Here is an 11,936-nt window from a genome sequence, read left to right on the forward strand (position 1 = left end):
GCCGGCCCCGGCGGCGCCGGAACCGGCCGTGCCCGACGTGCGGGGCGCGCTCAGTGCGGCGTCGCCACCGGCGAGTCCTTGGTGATCGTCACCCCGGCGGCCGGGCCGACCCCCTCGGCGCCGGGTGCGGGTGCGGGTGCGGGTGCGGGTGCGGGTGGGTTGATCGTGTCGACGTCGTCGTCGGGTGCCGGGGCGGGTTCACCCGCCAGCACCTTGCGGGCCCGGTCCCGGTTCAGCACGCCCTCCCAGGAGGCCACCACCAGACTCGCCACGCTGTTTCCGCACACGTTGGTCAACGCGCGGCACTCGCTCATGAACTTGTCGATGCCGAACACCAGCATGATTCCGGCCACCGGAACGTGCCCGACCGTGGACAACGTCGCGGCCAGCACGATGAACCCCGACCCGGTCACCCCCGCCGCGCCCTTGGAGGTCAGCAACAACACGGCGACCAGGCTCAGTTGTTGCCCCATGGACAGCGGTGTGTCGGTGGCCTGTGCGACGTACAGCGCGGCCAGCGTCAGGTAGATGCAGGTCCCGTCGAGGTTGAACGAGTACCCGCTCGGCACCGTCAGACCGGCCACCTGCCGCGGCACGCCCAGGTTCTCCATCTTGGTGATCACCCGGGGCAGCACGCTCTCGCTGGAGGAGGTGCCCAGCACGATCAGCAGTTCGTCCTTCATGTAGCGCAGCAGGTGCAGGATGTTCAGCCGGATCGCGGCCATCACCACACCGAGCACCACCACCACGAAGAACAGGCTCGTCCCGTAGAAGATCGCCACCAGTTTGCCCAGGCTGGTCAGCGTGTCGAGCCCGTACTTGCCGACCGTGAACGCCATCGCGCCGAACGCGCCGACCGGTGCCGCGTACATCACGATGCGCAGCACCGCGAACAGCACCCGGCCGGTCCGCTCCACGCCGACCGCGATGCCCTCCGCCGGGCGTCCGACCAGCTTGATCGCGATGCCGAAGAGCACCGCGAAGAACAACACCTCGAGCACGTCGCCGTCGGCGAAGGCGCCGACCACGCTGCTGGGCACCAGGTCGGTGAGGAAGTGCCACCAGGACTGCGCCTCGCCCTTGTCGATGTAGCCCTGCGCGGTCGCGGAGACCTTCATCGAGCCGACGTCGGCGTGCACCCCGTCGCCCGGGCGCAGCACGTTCATCACGACCAGGCCCAGGATCAGCGCGATCGTGGTCAACGCCTCGAAGTAGACCAGCGACTTCCAGCCGATCCGGCCGGCGCCGCGCAGGCTGTCCACGCCCGCGATGCCGGTCACCACGGTCACGAAGATGATCGGCGTGATGATCATCTTGATCGCGTTGACGAACGTGTCGCCCAGCGGGCGCAGCTGTTCGCCGGTGTGCGGCCAGGCGGCGCCGACCACGATGCCGGCGAGGATGCCGACCAGGACCCACACGTACAACAGCGTGTACCAGGGCCGGCGCGCCTGCGCTGCCCGGACGGGCGGCGAGTCGGCGGGCGGCGGCGGGTCGGCCGCGCCGGCGGCCGGGTCGGTCGTGGTGGCCTGGGACATGAGGGGCCTCCCGGGAGGGGTGTCGGGTCGAGCGGACGGGAACGCTGCGACACCGGAGCCGGCACCGGGCCGGGCCCCGCCTCGCCCGGCGGGCCCGGCCGGTGGTCGAACCGGTCGGGCGGCGGAAACATCGGCGAAACAGCGCGTTACGGCACGTAGATTGGCGCGACAGGGGCGGAGGTCGGTGGTTACGCGCATTACGCGCACGACGAAATTCCGGCCGAATCGTCGGAAAACGCCTGAAATGCGGACGATGGCCGTCTTGCGAGACGGGCCGGACGTCCAGTGATAATTCGCGCATGGCCAACCAGAGCATCGCTCGGCAGGTGCTGCTGTGGCAGCTCGCCCTCGTCCTGCTGCTCGTCGCGGCGGGCTCGGGCGTCGCCGTCCATGCCGTACGCCGCTCCGGCGAGCAGACCGCCCGCGAGCGCGCACTCGACGTGGCCCGCACGCTGGCCCGCGCGCCCGGCATCGCCGAGGCCGCCGGCTCCGCCGACCCGACCGCCCGGCTCCAGCCGACGGCCGAGCGGATCCGCAAGGAGAACGGCGTCGATTTCGTGGTGGTGATGAGCGTCGACGGCACCCGCTTCACCCACCCCGACCCGACCAGGATCGGCAAGACGTTCCTCGGTCACATCGACGCCGCGGCCCGGGGGCGCACCTCGACCGAGACCTACACCGGCTCGCTGGGCCCCTCCGTACGCGCCGTCGTGCCGGTCCTCGGCCCCGACGGCCGTCCGATCGCGCTGGTCTCCGTCGGAGTCACCAACCGCCGGGTCGACGCGCTGGTCGGCCAGGACGTCCCGCTGGTGCTCGCGGTCGCCGCCGCAGCGCTCGCCGTGGCCTGTGCGGCGAGCATGGCCGTGCACCACCGGCTGCGCCGGCAGACCCTGGGTCTGGGACCGGTGGAGCTGCGGCGGGTGTACGAACACCACGACGCGGTCCTGCACGCCGTCCGCGAGGGCCTGATCGTGGTGGACTCCGCCGGCCGGCTGGTGCTGGCCAACGACGAGGCCGTCCGGCTGCTCGCGCTGCCGGACGCGCCGGAGGGGCGGCACGTGGGCACCCTGGGTCTGGACCGCACACTGGCCGACACGCTCGTCGCCGGCCGCACGGTCGGCGACGAGATCCACCTGTGCAACACCCGGGCCCTCGCGGTCAACATCAGCCCGACCGGCCGGGACGGGCGGATGGTGGCCACCTTCCGCGACCACACCGAACTGCGCGCCCTGGTCGGCGAACTCGACCAGGTCAAGGGCTTCGCCGAGGCGCTGCGTGCATCCGCACACGAGACCGGCAACCGGCTGCACACGATCGTCGCGCTGATCGAACTCGGGCGCGGCGAGGAGGCGATCAGATTCGCCACCGGGGAACTGACCGCCGCCCAGGACCTGGCCGACGAACTCACCGCCGCCGTGCACGAACCCGCCCTGGCCGCACTGCTGTTCGGCAAGCACGCGCAGGCCGCCGAACGCGGTGTGCAGCTGACCGTCACCGGCGGGCCGGCGACCGACCACGACGGGCCGGACCCGCTCGACGCGCTCGCTTCCCGGTTCGAACCACGCGACCTGGTCACCGTGCTGGGCAACCTGGTCGACAACGCGATCGACGCGGCGGTGTCCGCGCCGCCGCCGCGCACCGTGCGGGTCACCGTCGGCGCCGACCCGGACGCGGTCGACGGCGGCCTGCTGCTGCGGGTCGCGGACAGCGGTCCCGGCATCGACGAACCGCTCGCCACCCGGGTGTTCGAGCGCGGGTGGAGTACCAAGGAGAGTTACGGATCCCAGGACCGCGGTCTGGGTCTGGCCCTGGTCCGGGCCACGGTGGCCCGGCATGCCGGCACCGTCGACGTCGCCCGCGGCGAGACCGGCGGCGCGGTGTTCACCGTGCGCCTGCCCGCACTGCCGGGCCAACGTCCGGGGGAGGAAGCATGATTCGCACCCTGATCGTCGAGGACGACCCGGTCCTGGCCGAGGCGCACGCGGTCTTCACCGGCCGCATCCCGGAGTTCGAGGTGGTCGGCGTCACCGGCAGCGGCACCGAGGCACTGCGCCTGTTGTCCACCCGCCGAGTCGACCTGGTCCTGCTCGACCTCTACCTCCCGGACCTGCACGGCCTCGACCTGTGCCGGACCATGCGCGCCCAGGGACACGACGCCGATGTCATCGCCGTCACCTCTGCCCGGGATCTGCGGCTGGTGCGCTCGGCGGTGTCACTGGGCGTGGTGCAGTACCTGCTCAAGCCGTTCTCGTTCGCCGCGTTCCGCGAGCGCCTGGACGGCTACGCGGAATACCGCCGCCGGATCGGCGCGGCCGGTGCCGCGCCGACCGCCACCGGACAGCGCGAGGTCGACCAGGCGTTCGCCGCGCTGCGCCGAACCTCCGAGGCGGCGCCGCTGCCCAAGGGCCTGGCCGCCGCCACCTTCGAGGCGATCGTCGCGCACCTGAGCACGGGCGCGGTGACCTCCGCCGCCGACATCGCCGACGCGGTCGGCGTCTCCCGCCCGACCGCCCGCCGCTACCTGGACCACCTGTCCGCCCGCCGCCTGGTCTCGCGCGAACCCCGCTACGGACGCGCCGGTCGCCCCGAATACATCTACCGCTGGCACACCCCACAACCGGACACGTCCGGCCCGCCCGGACCCGGATAGGCCCTGTTCGGCACGCCCGGAAGCGAGGCCATGAGCGAACACTTGGCCGCATCGGGGCCCCGCCCCGCCGATGCCGGGGTCGAGACGCTCCGACCCGGTATCGCCATCGGCCGGTTCAGGACTCGAGCGCGTCCGAGAGGCGCACGAACGTGTAGCCCTGTTGCAGGAGTTCGGGCACGGCCAGGCGGATTCCGGCGGCGGTGCCGCCGCGTGGGTGGTTCATGTGGCCGATCACCACCGAGCCCGGGCGTACGTCCCGCATCGCCTTGCGAACCTGCTCGGGGGTGAAGGTGGCGCCACCGTCGGCGTTGACGTGGAAGCTCGCGAAGCGTTCGCCGACGTCGGTGACGATCCTCGCCGCCACGTCGTCGCAGTAGGCCGTCCCGGAGCGGAAGAACCGCGGTGGCCGGCCGAGCAGTTCGGTGAGTTTGGCCCGGTTGCCGGTGATCTCGTCGTAGACCTCGCCCGCATCCCTGGTGCCGGGAATCCCGTACGCGGCGCGGCCGGACACCGACAGCGGCAGATGCCGGGTGCCGTGGTTGGCGATCTCGAAGAGCGGGTCGGCGGCCAGTTGCCGGAGCGTGGGCAGGTTCTCGTCGACCCAGCGGGAGTTGACGAACAGGGTTGCCGGGACCGACCGTTCACGCAGGAAGTCGATCAGTGCGCGGTCGTACTCGCTGCCACCCTTGCCGCCGCACGCGTCGAAGGTCAGCGCAGCGACCTTCCTGGTGCCGGGCAGGCGGGACAACGACCCCGGCACCTCCAGGCCCCAACTCGTGGGCACCTGCCTGCCGTACCGGGCGACGATCTGCTCCCGGGTCGGGACGGCGGCCGGCGGCGGGCCCGAGGGCTGCGGCGGTGTCGGCTCCGACGGGGCGGGGCGAGCCGCCGCCGGCGCCGGCGGTGCCGTCGTCGTCGGCGCGGTTGACTTCCCCGCATCCGAACACCCCGCCAGAAGCCCGCCCAACGCGGCTGCCAGCACCACCCGTCGGCCCACGTCCATCGCGCCGTCCTCCACATCCGCGCGACGCCAACCGCCGTGCGGGTTCACCCTAGAGCGTGTCCTCGATCCCGCCCCGAGCGCCACGACGCGGGAGCGAAGACGCGCCCTGGAAGATCACCCCCGCGCCCATCGTCCGGTACCCGTGTGGCACACCGCCGAGTGTCGTCGGCGCCCGCTAGCGTCGCGGTATGACTGTGTACATCTCCCTGACCCTGGACTGCGCGAACGCGCCGCTCGTGGCCGACTTCTGGAAGACGGCCCTCGGTTACATCGACGAACCGCCTCCCGCGCCGTTCGAGACTCGCGCGGAATGGTTCGCGTCGTTCGACCTGCCCGACGACGAGTCGCCGGACGACTCCGCGTGGTTGTGCGATCCGAAGGGTGTGGGGCCTCGGCTGTCCATCCTGAAGGTGCCCGAGCCCAAGACCGTGAAGAATCGGCTGCACATCGACATCCGGGTGCCCGGACACGGCTCGCCCGAGGAGAGCTGGGAGCGCATCGGCGCCGAGGCCGCGCGCTTGGTGGCCGCGGGCGGCACCATCCTGCACGAGTACACCGGCCACCACTTCCTGATGGCCGACCCCGAGGGCAACGAATTCTGCGTCGCGGCCGGCCGAGCGCCGAACTGACCCACCCGCGGCACCGTCCCGGGCCGGCACCCTCCCGGGCCGGCGCCGGGCGGCCGTGGGTCGTGGGCCGGACACGTTCGCGATTTCTCCCGCCCGTTCGTACAGGCACAAGCAACCCATCCGCTGTCACTGGCGGTCAATGGCCGGTTACCTATGGTTGACGAGGCCGGCGGCTCCGGGGTTTCATGCACCGGTGGGAGAACGTGTGCACGGCGATACTTGGGGGCTCGCAGAGGCCATGGAGTTCATCGAACGAGGGCCGGAAATCGGCAGGTTGCGCACGGCGCTCCGGGAGTGCGCCGCCGCACGTGGCGGTGTCGTCCTGGTGGACGGCGCCGTGGGTTGCGGCAAGAGCGAGATACTCGGCTGGGTCGGCGAGCAGGCCGCGGCCATCGGCGCCATGTCGCTGTCCGCGACCGGATCGGCCGCGCCCCGCGCCCGACCCCTGGCGATCCTGGCCCAGTTCCTCGACGGCCCGGCCGTACCGGCCCGACTGGCCCTCGCCCTGGGTCGGTTGGTCGAGGACGAGGACACCACCCGCGCGGCCCGGCGATTCACCACCGCGATCCACGAAGTCGCCCTGCGGCAACCGGTGGTGGTGTCCCTGGACGACGTGCAACACGCCGATGCCGCCTCGGTGCGGTGCCTGTTGCACCTGGCTCGGCATTCGGGCCGGGCCCGGGTTCTCGTACTGTTCGCCCGCTCGCTCGACTTCGCCCTGGCGGACCCGCAGTCGGACACCGAGTTCCTGCGCCAACCCGACCTGGCTCGCATTCGCCTGGCCCCGCTGACCCCGACCGGCGTGGCCGAACTGCTCGCCGAGCACCCCGACGTCCCCGACCCGAACTCGGGCCCGGACCCGGATCCGAACTCGGCCCCGGATTCGGATTCGGGATCCGCCTCGGATCGAGCCCAGTGGTACCACGAACACACCGGCGGCAACCCGCTGTTGCTGCGCGCACTGATCGCCGAGCACCGATCCGCGACCGGTGCCGCGACACCGCCGACGCCCGGCGGCCCGTTCAGCCAGGCCGTGCTGACCTGCCTGCGCCGAGGCGGGGCCGGCATGTGGCGGGTGGCCCGGGCCGCGGCCGTCCTGGACGCCGGCGCATCGGCCCAGGTGCTGTCCCGGATCGCCGACACCACGCCACGCGCCACCGCACAGGCCCTGGGCGCACTCTCCGGCGCCGGCCTGCTGGACGGGGACCGACTGCGCCGCGCGGCCCGCAACGCGCTGCTGGACAGTCTGGATCCGGCCGAACACGGCGGCCTGCATCGTCGCGCCGCCGCCGTGCTGCGCTACGAGGCTGCCCCGGCGGCCCGGATCGCCACCCATCTGCTCGCCGCCCGCGAGGCCCCCGACCCGTGGGCGGTGGGCGTGCTGCGCGAGGCCGCCGAGGAGGCGTTGGACGAGGATCGGGCCCACCGGGCGATCGCCTGCCTCGAACTGGCCGCCGAACAGTGCCGCGACCCCGCCGCGCGTGCCGAGACGCACGTCCGGCTCGCCGAGGTCACCGGGCGGCTCAACCCCCACGCCGCCGAACAGCGGTGCCTGGGCGAGCCGTTGACCGCGCTGGCCCTGGGCGACCTGCCCGCGTCGAGCATGACCCCGCTGGCCCACCAACTGTTGTCGCACGGCCGACTGGACGCGGCCCGCCGGGTCCTCGACCGGCTCAAGGAACACACCGACCCGCGGGCGGAGTGGGTCGACCACGTCGAATCGGATCTTCCGCACCCGTGGCTGTGCCACCCGCAAGCGGCCGCACCGTTACCCGATCCCGTCGAGCGCGTCGAGGCCGCCGAACACCTGTTACGGGTGTCCGGGTTGACCGACGTGACCCTGTCGCCGCTGGTCGCCGCGCTGCACCTGTTGATCGACCGGGACCACGCGAGCCGCGCGGAAGCCCACGCCCGGGCCCTGCTTGCCGAATCGATCCGGCGCGAAGCTCCGGGCTGGCAAGCCGTGTTCGGCTCGGCATGTGCCCAGGCGGCGTTGCGCCGGGGCCGGTTGCCGGAGGCGGAGACGTACGCGCGGCAGGCGATGGCGGTCCTGCCCGAGCGCGCCGGGAGTCTGTTCCTCGGCGGCCCACTGGCGAGCCTGATCTGCGTATATACCGAGATGGGCGACTATGCGGCCGCCGCACACCAGGTGAACCAGCCGGTCGGCAAGGACCTGTTCACCGGCCTGCACGGACTCGCCTACCTGCGCGCCCGGGGCAGATTCCTGCTGGCCACCGACCGGGTCCGGGCCGCACTCGCCGATTTCCTCCAGGTGGCCTGGCTGGTCCACAGCTGGGGAGTGGACCAGCCGTTCTTCGTGCCCTGGCGCACCGACGCCGCCGAGGCCCTGCTGCGACTCGACGAGACCGAGCGCGCCCGGGACCTGGTGACCGAGCAGCTACGGCTGTGCGGTCCCGGTGGCGGCCGGATCCGCGGGACCACGCTGCGGCTGCACGCGATGACCGTCGACGTCGCCGAACGCCCGGCGCTGCTGACCCAGGCGGTCGAGGCGCTGCGCCGGTCCGAGGACACGTTGGAGTTGGCCCGCACCCTGGAGGCCCTCGCCGAGTCCTATCGGGCCCTGGCCGAGCCGGTCCGCGCCGCCACCCTGCAGTCCCGGGTCTGGCACCTGACCCGGGACTGCGGCGCACGCCCGCGTGCGCGCAACATCGCGCACGCGTACGCCGACCTGTTGGAGACGAACATCGGCGGCGCGGGCGCGGATCTGAGCGAATCGGAGAAGCGGGTCGCCGCCCTGGCCGCGTCCGGGTACAGCAACCGGGGCATCTCCGAGGAGTTGTTCATCACGGTGAGCACCGTCGAGCAGCATCTGACCCGGGTCTACCGCAAACTCGACATCAAGAACCGCCGGCAACTGCCCGCCCACCTGCGCTCGCACCTGGACTGGTGTCGGCCCACCCACGAACCGCCCGGCGCAGCCCCGCGGCGCACCGACGAGCCCCGATCCACCGGGCCCGCGGCGGCCGACTCAGACGCGCACCGGCAGCCCCAATGCCCGGGCGAACAGGCCGCGGTGCAGATCGCCGGTGCCGCCGAGCGCATCCGTCGCTGACCGACGCGGCGTCGGCCCGGCCACCCCCTCGCCCACCACGCCCACCGCACCCGCGCCCAGTGCCGCCGCCGGACCCAGCAGATCCAGCACCAACGCGCCGAAGTCCGTTCCCAGTTCACCACCCAACGCCCCGGCCGCGAGGGCATGCAGGCGCGCGGTGTCGTCGCCGATGCCCCGCGCGGGCATCACCGCTGCCGCCGCCAGGAGGCGGATCGCCTGGACCCGCACGGCCAGTTCGGTCAGTCCGGCGCGCGCGGCGGAGCCACGCGGCCCCGCCGCCGAGGCCGCTTCCGGGCCCGTGCGCAGCAGCCCGATCAGGTCGACCAGTTCGCGGTGCAGCGTGGCCGCGACGTCGCCGGCCGCGACCGACTCGGCGGCGAAGGTGTCCACGATCACCGACCAACCGCCGTGCACGGCACCGATCCTGGCCGTGTCCGCGACCTCGACCCGGTCGAGCAGCACCGAGCATCCGCTCTCGCCCGCCGGGGATCGGTGCGGTCGCACGGTCACACCCGGCGTGTCGAGCGGCACCAGGAACACGGTGAGGCCGGCCTGCGGTCGCCGGCGGTCGGGGTCGGTACGCGCGGCCAGCCACACGTAGCGGGCCCCGTCCGCGTCGGTGGACCACAGCCGATCGCCGGTCACCACCCAGTCACCCCGTTCCGCGCCGCCGGCCCGCGCCGCACGCACCCGCACCGCGGCCGGGTCGAATTCGGCCCGCGTGGCCCGGTAGCCCGACGCGATGCGCAGCGTGCCCCGGCGGATCCCGGGCAACAATCGCTCACGCTGCTCCGGCGTGCCGTGCCGGGCGATCGCCGCGCCGAACGCGGTGGCGCACGCCAGGGCAGCGGTGACCGGCAGGCGATGCCGGCAGACCTCCTGGCGCAGCGCGAACCGTTCGGCGGGAGTGCCGCCGCTGCCGCCGTGCACCGCGGACCAGTCCAGGGCGAACCAGCCGTGTTCGGCCAACTCGGCCACGGTTGCCGGGTCGTCGGCCTGCTCCGGGCCCGCCGGCAGCGGTGTCGGGCGGCTCGCGACCACCTTGCGGACCGCCTCGCGCAGGGCATCGCCGTCCGGCCCCAGGCGGGGTTCGGGCAACCCGACCCCGGCATCCGGGCCGGCGTCCGCTTCGGTGTCCGGGTCGGCCTCCAACAGGCGATCGGCGACCTCGCCGCCGGGCGTGCCGAACGCACCCAGGCAGGCCAGATCGGTGTGCACCCGGCGGAACAACCACGGCGTCTCGTGGTCGTCGAAGCGGCCGGCGGCCGAAACCTGTGACCGATGGGCGTCGACACGCACCCGCGGGGCGATCCGACGCACGTGCGCGACGGCCAGTTCGGCGGCGAGCACCCAGTCGGTGGCGCCCTCGGTGTACCGGCGGACCGCGTCGGTGATCAGCAGGTCGCCGGCGTCGAGTTCGATCCGGCTGTGCTCGGCCCGCGGCCGGCCCGGGTCGCGCGCGCCGATCCGGACCTCGCGCCGAGCACCGCTCCCGGCCCGCCCGGATGCCACCGTGCGCTCGGCGGCGCCGAACGCACGTGCGGCCAGGCCCAGTCGGAGCAGGGTCAGCAGCCGATCGGCCCGATCCGCCGGGATCGCGTCGTACGCGAGGGCCGCCCCGAGTCGGGCCCGGGACCACCGGGGTACGGCCAGACCCTCGACCGGTTCGGCCGCGAGGATGCGGTACAGCCCCACCGGGCCGCCGCCGTACGGCAGGCGCAGCACGTGGGTGGCCGCGTCGCCGGCCTCGATCAGGCAGTCGGTGCCGACGTCGGCCTCGCCCCCGCCCGGCAGCGCGGTCACCACCCGGATGCCGCCGTCGCCGATCGCGCCGGCCAGGCCGGTGTTCGCGGCGAACAGCCGGGCCGCGACGAAGGCGTCCAGCACCGGCAGCGGGCATGCGGCCCGCCCGAGCGCGCGAACCAGGGCGATCGCGGCGGCCAGGGCGCCGGTGTCGCCCAGGTCGAACCAGCCGTGCACGGCACCCACGTCCCACAGCCGGTCCAGGTCCCCGGTGGGCGCGGCGCCGGCCCGGCCCCAGTGTCGGGTGATCAGCGCCGCAGCGTTCGCGGTGAACTCCCCGACCTCGTCCCGGTGCGACACGTCCATGTCGTGGCTCCCTTCGGCGATGCGTCCCGAAGACGCTTCGGGCCGTGCGGATCTGCTCCGGTGGTGTGGGCAACGCCCGCGGCCCGTCCGGGAATCGCCGGTTCGACGGGCGCGACGACGCGGCGGTCAACCGGTTGGCCCCGCCAGCGTATGAACCCGGGATCGGTGGCGGAACCCCTGACCGCCGCCCCTACCCGGGCTGGGGTTGCCGTTCCGCGTCCGGTCGGCCGAACGCGCGCCGCCGCCACATGCACCGCCCCGACCCGACTTGCGCGCCCCGGTCGCCGCAGAACCGACTCAGTTCACGATCGGGTTGGGGCAGAACCGGTTCTCCACGCGCTGGATCGGCGTACTCACCGACACCGGCGCCGCGATCCCGTTCGGAGCGTTGCGGATGTCGGCCATCGAGGCGGTGCACACCAGTTGGTCCAGGAGGAGCCCGGTGAGCGGAATGGCACCGGCCAGGTCGACCCGGAGGGTGACGCCCTGGGCGCTCACCCGCGCGGGTCCGGCGTTGCGCGGGACGGCGCTGGTCACCCCGGCCCGGCCCTCCTCCCAGCTGGGTCCCGCGAGCAGCAGGTCGATCGCGGCCTGTGGGGTGACACCGGTGAGCGAGGTGCGCAGGACGGGTTGGATGCGATGGTCGGCGATCAGGTAGACGTACAGGCTGCCGGGCTGTCCCGGCGGGGCGGGCGAGACGATGCCCTGTGCGGGCAACCCGGCCTCCACCGCACCGGTGGTGGGGATGCCGCAACCGGCGCCGACCGCGAGCAACGCGACCGCCGCCGCCAGGCCGAGCCCGGCGGACCTTCGCGGATCGGGTCGTGTCGTCCGGTGCCCTGGCCGGACGTGTCGGAGCAGCAGCCGCATCGTGGTTCCGTGCGGCTGTTTCTCCGGTGCGGCGAGGTGAGCGCGGCAGGCCCGAAGGGCGGAT

8 protein-coding genes are annotated in these 11,936 nt (G+C 73.5%); 4 read left to right on the forward strand and 4 right to left on the reverse strand.

Annotation, left to right across the window (positions count from 1 at the left end; all coding sequences use genetic code 11):
* Positions 1 to 50: 50 nt before the first annotated feature.
* Entirely contained in the window at positions 51 to 1,538 is a 1,488-nt protein-coding gene (gene dctA / locus ACFZBU_RS14755) for a C4-dicarboxylate transporter DctA (protein WP_391583928.1), read from the reverse strand.
* Positions 1,539 to 1,837: 299 nt separating this feature from the next.
* Between dctA and ACFZBU_RS14760 the strand changes: the two genes are divergently transcribed.
* A complete protein-coding gene (locus ACFZBU_RS14760) occupies positions 1,838 to 3,472 on the forward strand; it encodes an ATP-binding protein (protein ID WP_391583929.1) in 1,635 nt (544 codons plus the stop codon).
* Positions 3,469 to 4,188 carry a response regulator gene (locus tag ACFZBU_RS14765; RefSeq protein WP_391583930.1) on the forward strand — a complete coding sequence of 240 codons (720 nt, stop codon included), beginning with the start codon at positions 3,469 to 3,471 and terminating at the stop codon, positions 4,186 to 4,188. The genes ACFZBU_RS14760 and ACFZBU_RS14765 overlap by 4 nt, the downstream gene beginning before the upstream one ends.
* A gap of 115 nt (positions 4,189 to 4,303) precedes the next feature.
* Here the strand turns inward: ACFZBU_RS14765 and ACFZBU_RS14770 are convergent, their stop codons facing one another.
* Positions 4,304 to 5,239: a polysaccharide deacetylase family protein gene (locus ACFZBU_RS14770; RefSeq protein WP_391583931.1), complete on the reverse strand. Its 936-nt coding sequence runs from the start codon at positions 5,237 to 5,239 to the stop codon at positions 4,304 to 4,306.
* Positions 5,240 to 5,379: 140 nt separating this feature from the next.
* Between ACFZBU_RS14770 and ACFZBU_RS14775 the strand changes: the two genes are divergently transcribed.
* Both ACFZBU_RS14775 and ACFZBU_RS14780 read left to right on the forward strand, forming a co-directional pair.
* Complete coding sequence (locus ACFZBU_RS14775; protein WP_391583932.1) at positions 5,380 to 5,820, forward strand: VOC family protein; 441 nt, start codon at positions 5,380 to 5,382, stop codon at positions 5,818 to 5,820.
* A gap of 205 nt (positions 5,821 to 6,025) precedes the next feature.
* A complete protein-coding gene (locus ACFZBU_RS14780) occupies positions 6,026 to 8,893 on the forward strand; it encodes a LuxR C-terminal-related transcriptional regulator (RefSeq protein WP_391583933.1) in 2,868 nt (955 codons plus the stop codon).
* Here the strand turns inward: ACFZBU_RS14780 and ACFZBU_RS14785 are convergent.
* Both ACFZBU_RS14785 and ACFZBU_RS14790 read right to left on the reverse strand, forming a co-directional pair.
* Entirely contained in the window at positions 8,810 to 11,002 is a 2,193-nt protein-coding gene (locus ACFZBU_RS14785; RefSeq protein WP_391583934.1) for an acyl-CoA dehydrogenase family protein, read from the reverse strand. The two genes, ACFZBU_RS14780 and ACFZBU_RS14785, sit on opposite strands and share 84 nt — an antisense overlap.
* Before the next feature lie 297 nt (positions 11,003 to 11,299).
* Positions 11,300 to 11,872, reverse strand: coding sequence for a hypothetical protein (locus tag ACFZBU_RS14790; protein ID WP_391583935.1), 573 nt, complete (start codon positions 11,870 to 11,872; stop codon positions 11,300 to 11,302).
* Positions 11,873 to 11,936 lie beyond the last annotated feature (64 nt).

The sequence above is a fragment of the Embleya sp. NPDC008237 genome, assembly GCF_042956465.1.
Lineage (GTDB): Bacteria > Actinomycetota > Actinomycetes > Streptomycetales > Streptomycetaceae > Embleya.